Source organism: Leptolyngbya sp. 7M, assembly GCF_018128485.1.
This window is the reverse complement of sequence record NZ_CP070897.1, coordinates 4,004,787-4,021,814: the sequence shown is the minus strand read 5'-3', so window position 1 is coordinate 4,021,814 and position 17,028 is coordinate 4,004,787. Positions and strand designations below refer to the sequence as shown.

The following is a 17,028-nucleotide window of genomic DNA, read 5'->3' as shown; positions in this document are numbered from 1 at the left end:
TCCATTTTCAGGGGAAAGGCTGTATAATCCCTTTTTGGGAAAGCCTTTCCCTTTTTCAGTATCCTCATCTTTTTCATTAAACTTAACCCGCCTTTTCCCATCTTCCCGCACACAAGATGGCAACAAAAAACGTACAAGCTGAACGAAGCGAGCAGAGCCTCCAAAGATACGTTACTGCTGTAATGGTTACCGGAGCGTTATTGCTGATCTACGCGGTTGCGACATTACCAATTCATCAGCTTGACTGGAGAGCGGGCGTATTGGCGATCTTCACGGTCGGGATCGCATCCCGCGTTCTTCTTAGGATCCCTTCTTTCAAGGCTCACATCGCTATTTCAGATATTTTTATTTATCTCACGCTGCTTATGTTCGGTGGTGAAGCGGCCATAATACTTGCGGCCGCCGATACATTTGCTTCGGCCTGGCGTTTCTGCAACAAATACAGAACTATCCTGTTTAATACGGCAGCGCTGGTTATTTCGACATCGGCCGTTTATTTGGTCTTATTTGCGTTAGGGCTTTATTCAGAGCCGCAGCTTCACGGTTATCCACCGTATTTTCAGGATTTTCTGCTTGTGCTTTGTCTAATGGCCCTCACCCAGTTTTCGGTCAATACTGCCTTAGCCGGATATTACGACGTACTTAACGAAGGAGTCAGTTTCAGGGAGAATTGGAAGAAAAAATATCTCTGGTCGTTTCTGACTTACATAATTGGGGCGATAGGGGCCGGGATGCTGGTGCAGCTGGTGGATTATATCGGTTTTGGTGTTGCTCTTCTCGCCTTTCCGATCCTTATTCTTATCTATATGACCTATCGGATGTATCTGACCAACGTTGAAATGTCGGTGCTTCAAGCAGAGAAGGCCGAAGATTACGCACGTCAGATAGAGGAAAGGTCAGCCGCACTTAGGGAATCAGAAGAGCGTTTCAGAAGCGCGTTCAACTATGCCCCAATAGGTATAGGTCTGGTTTCTCCGACGGGGCAATGGGTAAAGGTAAATCATGCGCTTTGCCACATCCTCGGATATAGCGAGATGGAGATGCTAAAAAGCGATTTCCAGTCAGTGATCTATCCGGATGATCTTCCGCAGGCGCTGATGAAAGTGAATGCTCTGTTGACCGGACACACGCGCAATGAACAGCTTGAACAGCGTTATCTGCATAAATCCGGACGGATGGTATGGGTCTCGTGGAGCGTTTCGCTTGTCGGTGAGACGAACTCCGAACATTCGAATTTGATATTCCAACTTCAGAACATCACGGAGAAGAAGCTGGCACAGGAGAAGCTGCATCACGATGCCACACACGACCCATTGACCGAGCTGCCGAACCGTTCGTTCTTTATGGAGAAGCTTGCCGCGGCTATCAGCCGATCGGCTGCCGATCCTAATTACAAAGTAAGTGTTCTTTTCATCGACCTTGACCGATTCAAGTATGTGAACGACAGTCTGGGGCATTTATTCGGAGACCGGATGCTGGTAGCGATCTCCGAACGGCTTCGCGATTGTATGCGTCCGACGGATACAGTCGCTCGTCTTGGTGGTGATGAATTCACGGTCCTTGTTGAGGGCTTCTTTGACCAATCCGAAGTAGTCGGAATAGCTGAACGGATACAGTCGAAATTCAAGATCCCGTTCGAACTGAACGGACATCAGATCTACAGCTCCGCCAGCATCGGTATCCTTAATGCGAATGAAGGACATCACACTCCGGAAGACGTGATGCGGGATGCAGATACAGCAATGTATCAGGCAAAAAGGGCCGGCAAAGCCAGACACGAGATCTTCAATCCAAAGATGCATACCGCGGCAAAGGAAAGCCTGCGGCTGGAGACCGACCTCCGTTCCGCGATCCACCGCGGCGAACTGAAAGTACTTTATCAGCCGATCTATCGCCTTGCGGATATGCAGGTTGTCGGCATCGAATCGCTTGCCCGCTGGGAGCATCCACAGCTTGGCTCCATTTCGCCCGAACGCTTTATCCCGCTTGCCGAGGAAATAGGATGGATCGATGCCCTCGGCGACTGCATCTTGAGAAAAGCCACCGAAGAGATCGCACCGATCATTGCTGTAAGCAGTAATAGCCGGGAGTTTAAGTTGAGCGTTAATCTTTCGAGCTCACAATTCGGGCGGAGCGAACTGCAGAGCTTGCTGTACTCCCTCGCCGGAAACATCTCGCGTAATCGAAGGATTCTCACTCTTGCGGGCAATTTTGTCGATTTCGTCAATGTAGATAATGCCGCGCTGGGCTGCCTCTACATCCAAATCAGCAACTTGCAGCAACCGCAGCAGGATATTTTCTACATCTTCACCGACATAGCCCGCCTCGGTGAGGGTAGTAGCATCAGCGACTGCAAAGGGAACATCCAGCATCTCAGCCAACGTTTGGGCCAGCAGAGTTTTGCCGCAGCCGGTTGGTCCAATCAGCAGAATGTTGGATTTTTGTAGCTCGACCGTATCCTCTAGCTTACCAGTGCCTTTAGCTTGGGCGTAGCTCAGACGCTTGTAGTGGTTGTAGACCGCTACCGAGAGAATTTTCTTCGCCTCATCCTGCCCAATTACATGCTCGTCGAGATGCTTTTTAATCTCACGCGGTTTAGGAATCTGGTTAATCGAAAACCCAGACGAACGTACAGGCCGCTTCTCGGAGGCGTGCTCTCGCCGAGCAGAAGGCTGGGGAACTGATGCACCAGAGTCAAATAGCTCCTCATCTAAGATTTCATTGCACAGGTCAACACATTCATCACAAATGTAGACTCCTGGTCCAGCAATCAACTTTCGGACTTGTTCCTGGGATTTACCACAGAATGAACATTTGAGATGGGAGTCATATTTAGACATAGTTTCCCCTTACTTGACTGCGGTAATCGTTTCACCGGGCATGGGCAAATATTGGCGAGAAACCACCTGATCAATCAACCCATAGGCTTTCGCCTCTTCTGCCGACATGACGAAGTCGCGTTCTGTATCTGCTTCAATCTTTTCGATCGGCTGTCCTGTATGATAAGCCAACAATTCATTAATCGTGCGCTTATGGTATAGAATTTCTCGCGCCTGAATCTCGATGTCAACGGCTTGACCTTGAGCACCACCCAAGGGCTGATCCAGGATAATCCTTGAGCTAGGTAGGGATAGACGCTTTCCTTTCGCTCCTGCTGCCAAAATAAAAGCTGCCATCCCGGCCGCCGCACCATAACAAATTGTTACAACATCAGGACGTACCTGCTGCATTGTGTCGTAAATTGCCATTCCGGCAGTCTGAAAAGTGCGAGAAGCCAACCCTGGGGATTGAATGTAGAGTTGAATGTCGCGTTCCGGATCTTCTGCATCCAAAAACAGCAGCTGAGCCACGATTAAATCTGCGATGGCATCGTCGATGGGAGTTCCTAGAAAGACAATCCGCTCCCGCAACAGCCGAGAGTAGATATCAAAGGCCCGCTCTCCCCGACCAGACTGCTCTACCACCATCGGAACCACTGCATCGCCGATAGCAGCGGGGCTAGTCGAGGTAGGCGAGCCGATTGCGGGGAAATGGGAATTAGTGGATGGAGGAGTTGTCATAAATTAAAGCTTCAGATTTGCCGATGCAGTTGAGGTGGATGCTGAAAGCCAGAGCAAAGATGGCGAACAATCTACGGCAATCATTTCAAAGGCACCTATCCGTCATTATGCCCTAACTAAACTAGTACGGGTGGGAATGCAACAAAATCTGCGGAATTTATCTGCTTCCCTTGACTGTAATACCCTTGCTCTGCCGTCATTTACCGCAGAAAAGCCGATCAAGACGACTGCTTACTTGTCCTAGACTTCTTAGCCGATTCCGTGGATTTGCTAGATTTTTTAGCTGCTGTTTTAGCTTTAGCAGGCTTTTCAGCCGGAGCTTCGGATGGCTCAACGGTTTCTGGCGCTTCAGCAGTTTCGGCAGGAGCTGCAACAGCTTCAGATGGAGTCGTAGGTTCAGGGGCTGACTCAGCAGGCACAGCTTCCACATCAATAGCTTCCACATCGACAGTTGTCTCAGAGGCCGCAGCTTCACTAGTTTCAGGAGCAGACGACTCAGTAGGGGTTTCAACCGCCGCCGCGTCAGCGCCCTCTGCCTCCGGTTCTGCTGGCTGCAGTGAACCTTCCGGAACTAGCTCAATCGTATTGTTTTCCTCTAACCAAGCAAATATCTTCTCCCGCAGCAGATCGTCCTCAACTGCTTCGCGCAGCCGTTCAAGGTCAATATCGTCGTCCATACCCCGCTCACGGTACTCGGCTAACTGCTCCTCAACCTTGGCCTGCACCGCATCCGGCTCAACAGCTAGCGATTCTTTTTTAGCAATTTCGCCTAACACCAGCGTCCGCTTCAAGCGATCCAACGCTTCTGGGCGGGCTTGCTCCCGCAGCATTGCAATAATTTCTTGGGTGAACGTCTTCTTGATGTCCATCCCCTGCTGACTCAGTTGGATCGCAGTTTGGGTAATTGAGTAATCCACCTCGTCCCCCCCCCCCCCCCCCCCCCCCCCCCCCCCCCCCCCCCCCCCCCCCCCCCCCCCCCCCCCCCCAATATTAACTCTTGCCGGCTTGATCCTGATGAATTCAACGCTAACCTTGCCAGGAATTGCTGGTTTCATCCTTGGCGTGGGAATGGCGGTCGATGCGAATGTTCTCATCTTTGAGCGTATGCGCGAGGAGCTACGTGCCGGCCAGGATGTTGCTAAGGCGGTATTGACAGGATTTGACCGAGCGTTCATTACTATCGTCGATACCAACGTAACGACGATAATTTCGGCTCTTATTCTTTATTTGTTTGGGTCCGGGCCTATACGTGGGTTTGCAATTACGCTCACTTTGGCTTTGCTTATTAATCTCTTCACGGCGGTATTTGTTTCTCGAACCATATTTCTTTGGATATTAGAGCGGAACCCCGGATTGAAGAAGATCAGCATATAGGAAATGAGTTCATCGAATGCGCGGCGTCCGGTGATGTAGTGAATATAAATGTTTGAGTTTTTTACTGACCTTAAGGTTGATTGGATGGGCTGGCGACGGCCCCTCATATTCGTTTCAGTGGCGATGCTCGTTGCCGGGCTTGTATCGGCTGGTTGGCGACAGATGAGCGGACAGGAGCCGTTCAATCTCGGCGTTGATTTCAAGGGCGGTTCGGTGCTTACCGTAAAGTTTCGTGAGAAGCCAACGGCAGATGCGATACGGTCTGCGTTAAATTCCAGCGGGATCACGGAATCAGTCATTCAGGATTCAACGGATAAGACGGACGAAGTTCTGATAAAGATTCCTATCATTGAAGGCGAAGAGCGACCGGCGCAAGCGGTCGAAGGTCAAGAGGAGCCGACGGCAGTCGCTGCGACACAGGTTGATAAGGGGAGGCAAGCTGTCAAGTCTGCCCTAGATACGTTCGGTAAGGAAGCTGAACCGACACTTTCCCTCGAACAGGACGCTGAAGCAGCATATAAGATCGTCGGTACTGACTCGGTCGGCCCGGTCGCGGGCGAGCAACTTCGTGATGCGGCAGTTATCGCTACGTTACTTGGGCTTGTCGGAATGTTGCTTTTCATCGCTTATCGCTATGACTGGACCTATGCGGCCGGTGCCGTTGTTGCCGTCTTTCACGATGTCCTGGTAACGCTTGCCTTCTTTTCGATCTTTCAGTGGGAGATCGGGCTTACTGTATTGGCGGCGATGTTGACGCTTGTTGGGTTTTCGGTCAACGACACCATCGTTATTTTTGATCGAATACGGGAAAATTCTGTCCTCAACCGCGATGAAGACCTCTATACCGTTACGAATCGTTCGATCAATCAGACAATGTCCCGTACGGTCGTGACCAATGGGCTCACGTTCCTTTCGGTCTTGGCACTTGTGCTTTTCGGCGGTGAGGTATTAAGAAGTTTTTCACTTGCACTTTTCGTTGGAATAATCGTCGGAACATATTCGACGATCGCAATTGCCAGCCCTATTGCTATCTGGTGGCAAAGTAAGCTCGGGCGTGCAGAAATGAAAGACATAGGAGCAAAAGAAGTTACCTCGACCAAGCTTGCGTCTGCGTCCAGACGTTCAGTCACACGAAGGCCGGTTACTCGTTGACTGCCTCCGAGGATAATGGACAAGAGGTAGTGTAAAAATTTGCAAATTCTCTCAAAGTCTTAAAGTTATTCTTGACTTTTAGGGAACGAATAAATAGACTTTCTAACGTTGCTGGTCAATTAAATAGAGAGAATTTGCAGTTCCGTTTTTGTTCATAATTCAAAAAGGGGAACGAGATTTTTGTTTGGATTGCCGGCAGGATTCCGTTCAAACCCGCACTTGATGAACGACGGTTCAAAATTCGTTGACTGAAAAACTGTGATCCTTCACCGTAACCGTTACGGCCGTTCGGTTACAACGGGGAAATTGCAGAGTTCATCAAATAGATCAGTAAGGTTTCGTAGCCCTTGGCCCCAAGTTTGGCACCGGAATAGGGAGGAATTTAGAAATGTTAGATCAACTGGTCGAGTCAAAAAGTAATGCCGATATCGACTCCAAGAGGGGCGGATATCTTCTGACCACTTTAGCGATAATGGTCTCCATTATGGTCGGAGCTTATCTATACAGCCTCTATGGAAAGAACTTCGACATGGCCGATGGCGATTTGAGCTTGGACACGCTCGTCGCTCCGCCGGTGATAGAAGAGGCTCCGGAACCTGAACCGGAGAAACCGCCAGAGGAAAAATCTCAGAAAGATCCGAATGTGGATGTTCGTCAAAAGGCAATTGCCACAATGGACGAACCTCCTCCACGGGTTCCTGACAGGGTAAGTAACGAGGCGTCGAAGATCCCGCCGCGTAATCCTGATAGGTTTACTGCCATCGGTTCGCGAAATATTGATGCTGCGAATGCACCGCCTCCAGATTATCGAGGGCCGGTGAATACCGAAGGAACAGGCAGCAACAGCGGAAGACCAGGACGAGGAGGGGATATTCGACGACCACATGCTTGCCTGCCTGTAAGGCTGCCCGTGCAATCGGGCCGTGATCGCGATTAATGGTGGCAATTACGAGCAGATCCAGCTCAGCTCGGTTTACTAGTTCCATCCAGGAGGCTGCCGGTTGGGCTGCATAGGCTTCGCTAAACGAACGAGCCTTGTCGATTGTATGACCGGCCACAGCTACAAGCTGAGCGCGCGCATCGGCCTGTAGACTTTCGGCTCTCACCTTGGCGGCATAGCCGGTGCCCACTAATCCCACTCGAATCGGATGCATGACTTTCTCGAATTCGCTAAGGTAAATATTAAGACATGTTAAATATTAAGCTGTATTAAGTCATTAGAAGCGCATGGAAGTAACCCTTGGTTTGAATGGTCCTGCAGTATCGCCCCTCGGTATTGGTACCTGGGCATGGGGCGACAAGCTGTTCTGGAATTACGGTAAGGAATACGATGCTACCGATTTGCAAGCAGCCTTCAAAACCGCTCTCAATTCGGGCATTCTTTTTTTTGACACGGCTGAAATTTATGGATTTGGCGAATCAGAGCGGCTCTTGGGCGAGTTTATGCAGCAAACCGATCGCCCAGTTACGATTGCCACCAAGTATTTTCCCCTGCCCTGGCGATTTAATGGCGATGCGGTAGCCGATGCCCTCACCGCTAGCCTGAAACGATTACAGTTACCTACGGTTACGCTTTACCAGGTGCATTGGCCGTTTGATTTCTTGATGGGACAGACCACATTGATGAACGCTCTAGCCGATGAAGTGAAGCAGGGTCGGATTCAAGCAGTTGGGGTGAGCAACTATTCAGCCGAACAAATGCGGCAGGCGCATCGGTTGCTGGCCGATCGGGGTGTGCCTCTGGCGGTAAATCAGGTGCAGTATTCCCTGCTAGCACGTCAAATTGAGCGAAACGGGGTTCTGTCTACCGCCCGTGAGCTAGGTGTGACGATTTTGGCCTACAGCCCACTGGCCCAAGGATTGCTGACCGGCAAATACACGCCTGAAACCTACACTCCGCCAACCGGTGCCCGTAAGCTCGATCCGCGCTTCAGCCGCAATGGTTTAGAAAAATTAGCGCCGGTGATTAACTTGCTGAAGTCGATTGGGGAACGGCATGGCCGCACCCCCGCTCAGGTGGCCTTGAACTGGTTGATTGCCCAAGGCAACGTGATCCCAATTCCGGGAGCAAAAAACCCAAACCAAGTTGAGCAAAACGCCGGAGCGCTCGGCTGGTCGTTGACTGAATCGGAAGTGGCTGAGCTAGCGGCTGCAACTCAGAAGGATTGAGAATGGTCTACTAGATGTCAACCACTTCAGGCGAGCATTATCAAGAGCGTTCGTCGCGAAATTGCAGGTTCTCTAGCATAATCGTCGAGCGCGGCTCAAACCCATCTCCATACTCGACTGGATAGTGGGTCAAGGCATAGAAGGAACGCCCTCGGTAATCGCCGATGTAAATTGAGCCAAAATAATCTGTTTTGTCAGCCCGCTGCTGATAGATTAGCTTTTCTCGGGCCCAAGCATAGCTGACAATATCGGTGCGATCGACCAATTCCCAGTTATTAGTTGCCAACAAGCCATTCTCGCTCAGCAGCAGTTCGCGCATTTCTTCCACAGTGGTGCGACGAGACGGCATGAAGATTTGCACATAGGCAGTCTCGTCTTTTTTGCCGCCGGGACTGAAAATAAACTGAGCTACCGTACCCTGATCGGAACTATCGACCTTGTCCTGAAAATCCTTTTTCGGTACATAGGTCGTGAACGGCAGCGCGGACTGATCGAACAGGCGCAGTTCCATTTCAACGACTTCCCCTTCAATCGTCATCGGCATGATGCGCGTATCAGGGCGAAGTTTTTCGGTTACAGAATTAGGACCAGCACTTTCCGCAAGCAATTCTACTGGCGATTCCACAGGGGCAGCCAGCGAAGTGTCTGAAGTCGCGGACTGCTTCGCCGAACCCAACGAAGTGCAGCCGCTGATACTCAACCCGATCCCTAGCAGCAAATAGATGGCCTGACGTGGCTTCATGACAACCCTCCCGGCATCATTCCACCACAAAATTCACCAACTTACCAGGCACGACAATCACCTTTTTAATATCTTTACCAGCAATGTATTTCTGCGCTAATTCCGATTCGCGGGCATACTGCTCCAGCATCTGCTTGTCGGCCTGAGCGGGCACCTGAATCGTGCCGCGGGTTTTCCCCATAATTTGAATCACCAGCGCAATTTCATCCACCACCAAGGCAGACGGATCAGCCTGCGGCCAAGCTTGCTGATGCACGGAATCGCTATGTCCTAGGCTATGCCACAGTTCTTCAGCCAAGTGAGGCGCAAAGGGGGCCAACAGCCGCAACAAGGTTTCGATTCCTTCGGCATAAATGGGCGAATCCAGATGGCGCTGACGATGTTATTCGCTTCCTTAGTCAGGTAGTGCTTCCAGGCTTCGGTTTCATGACGCTCGCGCGTGTTGCCGGGTAGCCGAGCAAATTGTAAACCACAGTCAGTAACAAAGGGTTCATAGTCAGCCTCGGTGGCCACACAAACCTCATGCCCAGCCGCTTTTAGTCCCATCCCTAGCGCTACATAGGGTTGAACATCTCCTCTAGAACCAATCGTTAGAATCGTGATGTGCATAATAATCAAAAATACGGCGGAATTTAGAAGGAATGTCTGTTCATTCGAGTTAAGAGCGAGTGCAACAAAACAATAGACAAGCTGTTTCAGAACGGTTTAGAGGGAAACGGTGGAATTGACAGGATGTTCCAACAGACGGTACGGATTGTACTGTACTAACTGAATTTGCTGTGCCGCGTTAATTTCATAGGTAATGCCGCGCCATTCGATCCGACGTACCAACAAAGCTGACATCAACACCAGGTTACAGAGAATTTGGGATAGGGGTAGCATTACCAGGAGCTTGATAATTGCAACTGCAGAAAAGGCAGTCACAGGCTCTCCTCGGCGCTGTAATTCGTTGCTGAGTTCGCGGTGAATCTGCCACAACTGGACTAGACTAACGGTGAAGTTAATCGCTAGAGCAGCGCCCAACCACAGGACGGCTTGCCATTGCTGCGTTGAAACAGCCACCAGTAAGGTGCCATAGACCAGCACTAGCAACCCAAAAACAATGCTGTTGTAAATAAAACTTTCAGTCCAGGAACGATGATAGAGCCGCACAAACACCATCTGCCGCTGCAGCCACCGCAAAAAGCTAGATAACTTGCAACTTTCCCGATTGGCCATCAACACCGACAGCACCACACGAATCTGCAATCCCTGGCTTTTCAGCACCCGATCTAAAGTCGCATCCTCCACTAGTGCCTGCTGCCATTGCGCTAAGACGCCCGATTGCTGCAACACCTCGGTCCGCACGGCCAGCGACCCACCCCAAGGAATCGAGTCTTTGTGCATACAAACCACCACCGAGGTGTTCCACAAGTATCGCGTTAGACTGCCCCATTGAACATCAGCAGGCAAATACCAGCGACAGCCGGTTGTGGCTCCCACCTGCGGATCCTGCAATGGGATGATTAGCTCACGTAACCAAGTCGGATGGGCCAGCGTATCGGCATCTGCTAAAGCAACCACTTCACAATCTGGCTCTAATTCGGAAATGGCTTGCAGCAAAGCACTACACTTGAGACTACAGGTAGCATGTCTGACGTGCAGAGAACTAACCTTAACAGGTAAATCGGTTTGATTGGTTACAATCTGGTTAACAACGCTCCATGCCGGATCATCCGGATTATCGACTACAATATGCAACTGATAGTTGGGGTAATCCTGGCTTAATAACCGCTTCAGGCAATCAGGCAGAAATGGATCGGCTCCCCGCAAACACAGGATTATGGTTGCTTTCGGTAAATCTGGACTAGGCAAGGCTGAAGCCGCGCGGGTTTGCCGCAATTGCTGAAGGAAAGCGACCACGTAGGGAATCTGAATGATCACCAGCGCTGTCAAACACCAGAATAGGACAATGGAGACCGCAATCATGAATAGGCTCTCTGGAAGACGGACCAATTGGAATGAACCAAATACGAGTAGCAAACCGAAAACAGCCAAACTCAGCGTCAAACTACGGAAGCAGCTAGAATGCGAAAAACGTCAGAGAGTAGAACCTAGAAGTGATTAGACAGAAACGTAACTGCAATGCGATCGATAGACTGACCTAAAGGAGAAGGCCATACAAAATTATTTTCCGGAATGAGTGATATTGCAATAGTATGAATTAGCATCTGAAAAGTATTTTAGGTATATTGTAGTACCTCTATGCAAATAATTCGTGTGAGTATAGGGTTTGGGCATCCATCAGCATTGTAAAAGTTCAATCATCAAAAACTCAGTCACTATCAATGTCATTATTAATCACTAGATATCACAGCTTGCGTACCTTCATGCTGTCACCTAAGAGCCACTAGGAGTTTAGACAGTAGACCATCAATTTCAGATCTATCAGATCTACGGAATTTCTCAATCTTTCTAGCGGTAGAGCAGGTTGAAATCATCATAAATCCTTTCCGTTGTTTCACTGGAATAGCCTCGAAATCTTCATACTTATCCCGAACTGAATTTGAAGCAACGATAAAGTGTAGTCTAAGCGACAGTACTGAACTGCATCTAGGAAGCCTTTGCTCGCGCTAGCCACTCGGGCGACAAAACATTTTCCTGTTGCAACCATTCTGCTGTGTATCGCATTCCCTCATCGAAGCTAATTTTGGGTTGATAGCCAAGCTGAGTGCAGGCTTTTTCAATCGAATAGGCGTAGGCACGAGTCACACTGTCGATGCTGGCGCTGGAAACGCTCGGTTTATTGATCGGAGCTGTTGCCGGCTTCTTCGGTGCCAACAGCCTTAATCGCAGTGCACTTTCTTCCCATTCGCCAGCCACGCCCATGAATGGCTCAGTTCCCGCTGAGATCACCGCCGGATCGGTTGATGGGATCCTTGAAAAGGCGGTGAATGAACCTCAGAATTTTGCCGCACAGATGCAAACAGGTGATCTTTACGCTCAGATAGGGCGTTTTGATAAGGCCGTCGAGTTTTACAAGCGTGGTCTGATACTTCAGCCTGAGAATTTTGAGGCAAACGTTGTACTTGCCAATGCATTATTTGATTCGCAGCGTTTTGAGGAGGCCGAACCGTATTATGCAAAAGCTTTGACCCTCAAGGAGGACGACGTTAATGCAAGAATAGATCTCGGGGCTACCTTTGTGGAGCGGGCGTCTCCTGATTACGACCGCGCTATAAAAGAATTCAACAAAGCCCGTGAGCTGGATCCTAAAAGCACCGGAGCCGTGTACTATCTGGGCATCGCTCATTTAAGAAAAGGCGATCGGGAAACAGCGATTAGAATGGTGTCAGAACTTGAAAAACTTGACGCGGCAAGTCCGTTAGTTGGAAAACTAAGACAAAATATCGATCCACCAAAGTAATAATCATTCGATCGATACACGAACAACATCTGTCATCGAATATCTAGCGACGGTCCCGTTCTTGTTCAATACCATAAGCACTCCCCTGTCAACCTGAAACCGATTCACGTCTTTCATTGGCCGTTCCATCACCGAACCGTCGCGGAATTCCACAACCAGCTTGAAACCGGCCATAGGATCGTTCGGGTCGCGGCGGCGAGCCGAAGGACGCTCCGACGGAGAACCGGTAGCCCGCCCTTCAGGGCTCTGATCTGTCCTCGTATTATCTGCACGTCCAATACTCGGTCTTTCCGCACGTTCGATCCCGTCTTCTCCACGTTCAACGATAGTACCTGCAGGGGTCACCTTAACAGGAACATCAACAATATCTGTTACTCGGGGAATGTCCGGCGGTAGCTCTGCATCGCGAGACGCAGCCAAAAAAGCGCCGGCAAACTTGAATCTAAATCGTCCTGGATCATCGTTAGGAGTTCGGCCCTGAATACGCAAAAGCAATTTTTCGGGTTTGCGCAAGTAGATCACCCTCCCCGTTTCAGTCTCACCACTCCCGGCATACACCATTATCTTTGTCAATGGCCGCAGGCCCTGCTCTATGAATATGTCTATGTCCGCGTTTAGATTCGCAGTAACTATATTGATAAATAGATCGCCTTGAGATGCATTGAAGGTATAGAAATAAGTGGTCTGGCGCGGATCACCTATGCTCCTTGCCCTGATCTCACCGCTCAATTCATTCTCAAAAACAGGTGTGGGAAACTGTTGTTCGCTGGATTGGGCTGTCGCTGAGCTGATAAAGGATCCTAAAATGAAAAGCAAAGGGACGACCAAACAAGGAAGATTGGAACTCTTACTGCACATTTCGTTCGTATTACCTCTCAGGCAAGCTCCTTGCGTAAATGAACCAGACGTGATGTCTCCGAATATCCGAGTTTTGTGTGGGCCGCAAGACTAAGTTCGTTCCCGATCTCAGCATCTGACGCTATTTCAGTACAACCGCGTTCCCGAGCCCAAGCTTCAGCAAATCTAACTAATTCTTTTCCGACACCCTTTCGGCGAAAACTGTCTTCTACGAACCAGCCTTCTAGATATCCGACATGATCTGTCTCACAGTCCTCGACAAAAGGCCGAATACTCACTTCGACAAACCCTATCAATGAACCATTTCCTTTGTCTGCAACACCAACCCCCTGAGTCTCCGGATGCTCAAAGATATCAACCATTTCGGCCTGATGATCATCCTCAGAGGTCTCATCCCAAAGCAATTTCCTGAGACGCAGCCACTCACTAAGATCACTTTCCCTGAGCGCTCGGATATTTGCTTGTTGCTCGTCCATTTAGAGCGATTCTAACAGGCTTATTGCATCGCAACAAGCATAAGGAAAAAGGCCGAGGAATATCCCCGGCCCGCTAATGCTCATCACGCCAAATGAACCACGATCTTAATTACCGGAGCGAACGGCGCCAGTTTTATCCTGCAGCAACTCGATAGCCTTTTTCATCTGAACATCTTCCACAGGGGCCTTAGTGGCTTCCGGCGATGGCGACGTCCGAGGCCGATCAGATGGAGAGGTATTATTCTCATCTTCCTGCTGATCGATCAGTTCCTGAACCTCGACCGGCTCTGGCGTGTCCGGACGCTTCACCTCAACCGTTGGCTTAACACCAGTAGTCTCTCTGTCCTGTCCAAGGAACGGCACACCAGTCGGGGAGGCCCACTTCGCTGTGGTCAAAAGCAATCCGTCGCCGCTCTTAAGCGGGAAAAGCTGCTGTTCGGTTCCTGCTCCCCCAAATCCATCCCAATCACGCCCGTTCCTAGTTTCCGCTCAGGCTGGCACTGTACCGTAATCGATGCGTACCATTTGCCATTACGATAAACGATGGTGCAGGTGGTTGGGGAACCCCAAGTTCTCGCCTCACCCCGCATCTGAACCTTGCCCAAGTTGGACAACACTAGATGACCGTTCTTGCCGTCACTTTGAGCTTTCCAACCTGATTTGCAGGGGTATGTCCACCCGGAGTAGTGCCGAATGGATTTGAACTTGGGATAGCCACCAAGCCCCGTAAAGAAGCGTTGATAGGCAAAATCCACCCGCTTGAGAGTTGCCTGCAATGCGTGGGATCCTAACTCTTTATATTCCGGCCATACTTCCTTAAAGGCGGGCAAGCTGTTCTGTTGCTCAAAATAGTCAACCTTATGCCCAAACTTTTGATATTGGGTTTTTCGATTGGACAGCGCCGCATTATAGAGACTGCAATGCAATCTACGCCAGTAGTGCAGTTTGGCGACCTGCTGACGAGAGGGATAGAGTCTGAATGTAATGCGTCGTGTTAGCATATTGCTATTGTAGCAACAATGTAGCAGCATGAGCAAAGAAAAGATGCTTAGAGTTCGATTGTCTAATGAGGATTTTGCAAGACTCGAAGCCTATGCAAAGTCAAAAGATAAAGCATTGTCTCAAGTAATTAGAGAATACATTAAACGCTTGCCGAAACCTGAAGAATAATGTTCGCTTCGCTCACTCGCTATCCTTCCCCATCCTCTTAGGGTGGGGACTGCCGCTAGTTAATTCAACGAACTGCTGCCGGTTTCGGATGGCGAGAAAACGCAAATCTGGATTGTTGGCACCCGCGATGATGTCCTGCATACGATCAACGAGTTTTGCGTCAAACGCATCGCCACCGACCGAGCCAAATTCACACCGCTCGTTCCAACTCCGTTTGCAGCCGGCAAATACATGACGGTGTTAATCAGATAGGGTGACAGCCTGAATACCTGAATCTGAATATCTGAATATGAATACCTGAATAACAGTTAGGGGCGGGATAATCTCGCCTCTATACCTGGTCAAATGTGTCCTAGCTCTTACCGGATCAGTTGCTCGGTAATGACTCAAAGCTATGTTCACGATTAACACAAACTTTTTGACGATCGTGGCTTTGCTGCGTGATGATGGGGATTAGTGCAATTTTTGGCATGTGCCGGTTTCAGCATTTCGCTGGCGGCATCCTGTTTATCCTCTCGCAGTTGGAGCAAAAGACAAGCTATGAGCTTTACTGTGCTCATTTTATTGATTCTGGGACTGGTGTTACTGGTTCTGGGTGCAGAGGCGTTGGTCCGAGGCGCGTCCAGATTAGCCACGATTGCTGGTATTTCGCCGCTGGTGATCGGACTGACAATTGTGGCTTATGGCACCAGCTCGCCTGAAATGGCGGTGAGCACGATTACCAGCCTGTCGGGGCAAGCCGATATTGCCTTGGGCAACGTGGTGGGCAGTAATATTTTCAACGTGCTGTTCATTTTAGGATTATCGGCGTTAGTCGCTCCGCTGATTGTGGCCCAGCAGTTGATTCGTTTAGATGTGCCAATCATGATTGGTGTGTCGGTGCTGGCCCTAGTGTTTGGTGTAGATGGCAGGATCAGCCGCGTAGATGGGGTAATTTTATTTATTCTGGGCGTCCTCTACACGGTTTTCTTAATTTACCAAAGCCGCAAAGAGTCAAACCAAGCAGTACGAGACGAGTACGAGCAAGAGTATGGCCGAGTGGCAGAACGCTCGCCTTTGCAGTGGCTAATTAATATTGGCTATATCGTTGGCGGCTTGGTCTTGCTGGTGATCGGTTCGCGTTGGCTGGTGGATGGTTCGATTACCATTGCCCGTGCCTTGGGAGTCAGCGATCTGGTGATTGGCTTGACGATTGTGGCGGCTGGGACTTCTCTGCCCGAACTGGCAACCTCGGTCGTGGCTAGCCTCAAGGGAGAGCGGGATATTGCCGTGGGCAATGTAGTGGGCAGCAATATTTTCAATATTCTGGCCGTCCTGGGACTCTCCGCAATGGTTGCCCCGGATGGTGTTAATGTCTCTACCGCTGCGCTCGGATTTGATATGCCCGTGATGATTGCGGTTGCCATCGCCTGTCTGCCTGTGTTTGCCAGCGGTAATTTGATTGCCCGTTGGGAAGGCTTTGTGTTCGTGGGATACTACATCGCCTACACGATCTATCTCATTCTCGACTCAACCAATCATGACAGCCTGCCGTTGTATAGCTCGGTGATGCTGTGGTTTGTGCTTCCGCTAACGGTACTGACCTTAGCCATCGTTGCCAGCCGCACGTTTCGCTTCCAGAAGAAATTGCGGGGCTAGCTATCAGATTGTGAAGCCTCTTTCTGCGTTGCTTCTGCCTCTGCTTCTGCTGCAGTCATCTCATCGGGCATCATGGCCGCCCCTGCACTCGTCCCACCGATCACGACGCCTTCCTCGTGCCGTCTATGAATCGCCTGATCCAGTGGTGTGCCGCGAATAAAATCCACAATGCGGGACTGATCGCCTCCAGTAAAGAAGATGCCGGTCGCCTGTTCGATAATGCGGAGTGAGTCTTCGCGTCTAGAGTCTTCCCGGTCTTCAGTATGCACGGTCTCGACGGAATCAGCCCCCAACCGCTTAAAAATGCGAATATAGTCATCGCCGACTTCTTTGGGCATGCTGGTAGCTGCCGTCATCACCGCAATCCGAGCCTGCAATCCGCCTGCTAAGCGCAGAAACTCCCGCAGAACGATGCACTCACCGTCCCTATCTTCAGCGTCGCCGATGATGACCAAAGGCCCCCGCGCCGTATCAGTACCCATA

Annotated in this window: 19 protein-coding genes and 2 pseudogenes; 7 read left to right on the top strand and 14 right to left on the bottom strand. The window is 50.1% G+C overall.

The annotated features are described in order from the left end of the window. Window positions 1-116: 116 nt before the first annotated feature. Window positions 117-2,105: pseudogene (locus JVX88_RS42075) on the top strand (diguanylate cyclase domain-containing protein); the annotation flags it as partial. Window positions 2,106-2,141: 36 nt separating this feature from the next. Here the strand turns inward: JVX88_RS42075 and JVX88_RS38730 are convergent. The 3 genes and pseudogenes from JVX88_RS38730 to JVX88_RS20430 form a co-directional block, all read right to left on the bottom strand. Continuing rightward, window positions 2,142-2,840, bottom strand: a pseudogene (locus tag JVX88_RS38730) (ClpX C4-type zinc finger protein); the annotation flags it as partial. Window positions 2,841-2,849: 9 nt separating this feature from the next. Then, window positions 2,850-3,476, bottom strand: a complete 627-nt coding sequence (gene clpP, locus JVX88_RS20435) for an ATP-dependent Clp endopeptidase proteolytic subunit ClpP (protein WP_317134663.1) — start codon at window positions 3,474-3,476, stop codon at window positions 2,850-2,852. A gap of 302 nt (window positions 3,477-3,778) precedes the next feature. After that, on the bottom strand, window positions 3,779-4,477 hold the full coding sequence (locus JVX88_RS20430) for a hypothetical protein (protein WP_211619976.1): 699 nt from the start codon (window positions 4,475-4,477) through the stop codon (window positions 3,779-3,781). Between the two features lie 70 nt (window positions 4,478-4,547). Between JVX88_RS20430 and JVX88_RS20425 the strand changes: the two genes are divergently transcribed. Together JVX88_RS20425 and secF are read left to right on the top strand one after the other, a co-directional pair. Beyond that, complete coding sequence (locus JVX88_RS20425) at window positions 4,548-4,934, top strand: MMPL family transporter (RefSeq protein WP_263975612.1); 387 nt, start codon at window positions 4,548-4,550, stop codon at window positions 4,932-4,934. A gap of 48 nt (window positions 4,935-4,982) precedes the next feature. Beyond that, window positions 4,983-6,086 carry a protein translocase subunit SecF gene (gene secF / locus JVX88_RS20420; RefSeq protein WP_211619974.1) on the top strand — a complete coding sequence of 368 codons (1,104 nt, stop codon included), beginning with the start codon at window positions 4,983-4,985 and terminating at the stop codon, window positions 6,084-6,086. 752 nt (window positions 6,087-6,838) lie between these two features. Here the strand turns inward: secF and JVX88_RS20415 are convergent. Next, a complete protein-coding gene (locus JVX88_RS20415) occupies window positions 6,839-7,240 on the bottom strand; it encodes a Gfo/Idh/MocA family protein (RefSeq protein WP_263975187.1) in 402 nt (133 codons plus the stop codon). Between the two features lie 73 nt (window positions 7,241-7,313). On the opposite strand from JVX88_RS20415, the gene JVX88_RS20410 reads away from it, so the two are divergent. Beyond that, window positions 7,314-8,255, top strand: a complete 942-nt coding sequence (locus tag JVX88_RS20410; protein ID WP_211619973.1) for an aldo/keto reductase — start codon at window positions 7,314-7,316, stop codon at window positions 8,253-8,255. Window positions 8,256-8,295: 40 nt separating this feature from the next. Here JVX88_RS20410 and JVX88_RS20405 read toward each other — a convergent pair whose 3' ends face one another. From JVX88_RS20405 to JVX88_RS20385, 5 genes are all read right to left on the bottom strand, one after another. Then, window positions 8,296-8,997 carry a hypothetical protein gene (locus JVX88_RS20405; RefSeq protein WP_211619972.1) on the bottom strand — a complete coding sequence of 234 codons (702 nt, stop codon included), beginning with the start codon at window positions 8,995-8,997 and terminating at the stop codon, window positions 8,296-8,298. A gap of 16 nt (window positions 8,998-9,013) precedes the next feature. After that, complete coding sequence (locus tag JVX88_RS20400) at window positions 9,014-9,295, bottom strand: class I tRNA ligase family protein (protein ID WP_317134396.1); 282 nt, start codon at window positions 9,293-9,295, stop codon at window positions 9,014-9,016. Then, the gene (locus JVX88_RS40850) at window positions 9,268-9,606 is read right to left on the bottom strand and encodes a glycosyltransferase (RefSeq protein WP_211619971.1); all 339 of its coding nucleotides are present in this window, start codon (window positions 9,604-9,606) and stop codon (window positions 9,268-9,270) included. Before JVX88_RS40850 ends, JVX88_RS20400 begins: the two co-directional genes overlap by 28 nt. A 96-nt stretch (window positions 9,607-9,702) precedes the next feature. Next, on the bottom strand, window positions 9,703-10,965 hold the full coding sequence (locus JVX88_RS20390) for a glycosyltransferase (RefSeq protein WP_211619970.1): 1,263 nt from the start codon (window positions 10,963-10,965) through the stop codon (window positions 9,703-9,705). Between the two features lie 624 nt (window positions 10,966-11,589). Then, on the bottom strand, window positions 11,590-11,748 hold the full coding sequence (locus tag JVX88_RS20385) for a hypothetical protein (RefSeq protein ID WP_211619969.1): 159 nt from the start codon (window positions 11,746-11,748) through the stop codon (window positions 11,590-11,592). A 7-nt stretch (window positions 11,749-11,755) separates the two neighbouring features. On the opposite strand from JVX88_RS20385, the gene JVX88_RS20380 reads away from it, so the two are divergent. After that, window positions 11,756-12,403 carry a tetratricopeptide repeat protein gene (locus tag JVX88_RS20380; RefSeq protein WP_211619968.1) on the top strand — a complete coding sequence of 216 codons (648 nt, stop codon included), beginning with the start codon at window positions 11,756-11,758 and terminating at the stop codon, window positions 12,401-12,403. A gap of 3 nt (window positions 12,404-12,406) precedes the next feature. On the opposite strand, the gene JVX88_RS20375 is transcribed toward JVX88_RS20380, so the two are convergent. From JVX88_RS20375 to JVX88_RS20360, 4 genes are all read right to left on the bottom strand, one after another. Continuing rightward, window positions 12,407-13,219, bottom strand: coding sequence for a hypothetical protein (locus JVX88_RS20375; protein ID WP_211619967.1), 813 nt, complete (start codon window positions 13,217-13,219; stop codon window positions 12,407-12,409). 59 nt (window positions 13,220-13,278) lie between these two features. Then, window positions 13,279-13,737 carry an aminoglycoside 6'-N-acetyltransferase gene (aac(6'), locus tag JVX88_RS20370; RefSeq protein WP_211619966.1) on the bottom strand — a complete coding sequence of 153 codons (459 nt, stop codon included), beginning with the start codon at window positions 13,735-13,737 and terminating at the stop codon, window positions 13,279-13,281. Window positions 13,738-13,842: 105 nt separating this feature from the next. Then, the gene (locus tag JVX88_RS20365) at window positions 13,843-14,133 is read right to left on the bottom strand and encodes a hypothetical protein (protein ID WP_211619965.1); all 291 of its coding nucleotides are present in this window, start codon (window positions 14,131-14,133) and stop codon (window positions 13,843-13,845) included. Beyond that, a complete protein-coding gene (locus JVX88_RS20360; RefSeq protein ID WP_263975186.1) occupies window positions 14,130-14,738 on the bottom strand; it encodes an RNA-guided endonuclease InsQ/TnpB family protein in 609 nt (202 codons plus the stop codon). The genes JVX88_RS20365 and JVX88_RS20360 overlap by 4 nt, the downstream gene beginning before the upstream one ends. A 28-nt stretch (window positions 14,739-14,766) precedes the next feature. Here JVX88_RS20360 and JVX88_RS20355 point away from each other — a divergent pair, with 28 nt between their 5' ends. Together JVX88_RS20355 and JVX88_RS20350 are read left to right on the top strand one after the other, a co-directional pair. Further along, the gene (locus tag JVX88_RS20355) at window positions 14,767-14,907 is read left to right on the top strand and encodes a hypothetical protein (protein WP_211619964.1); all 141 of its coding nucleotides are present in this window, start codon (window positions 14,767-14,769) and stop codon (window positions 14,905-14,907) included. A gap of 552 nt (window positions 14,908-15,459) precedes the next feature. Beyond that, on the top strand, window positions 15,460-16,545 hold the full coding sequence (locus JVX88_RS20350) for a calcium/sodium antiporter (RefSeq protein ID WP_317134395.1): 1,086 nt from the start codon (window positions 15,460-15,462) through the stop codon (window positions 16,543-16,545). Here JVX88_RS20350 and JVX88_RS20345 read toward each other — a convergent pair. Then, entirely contained in the window at window positions 16,542-17,027 is a 486-nt protein-coding gene (locus JVX88_RS20345; protein WP_211619962.1) for a cyanophycinase, read from the bottom strand. The genes JVX88_RS20350 and JVX88_RS20345 overlap by 4 nt on opposite strands. Window position 17,028 lies beyond the last annotated feature (1 nt).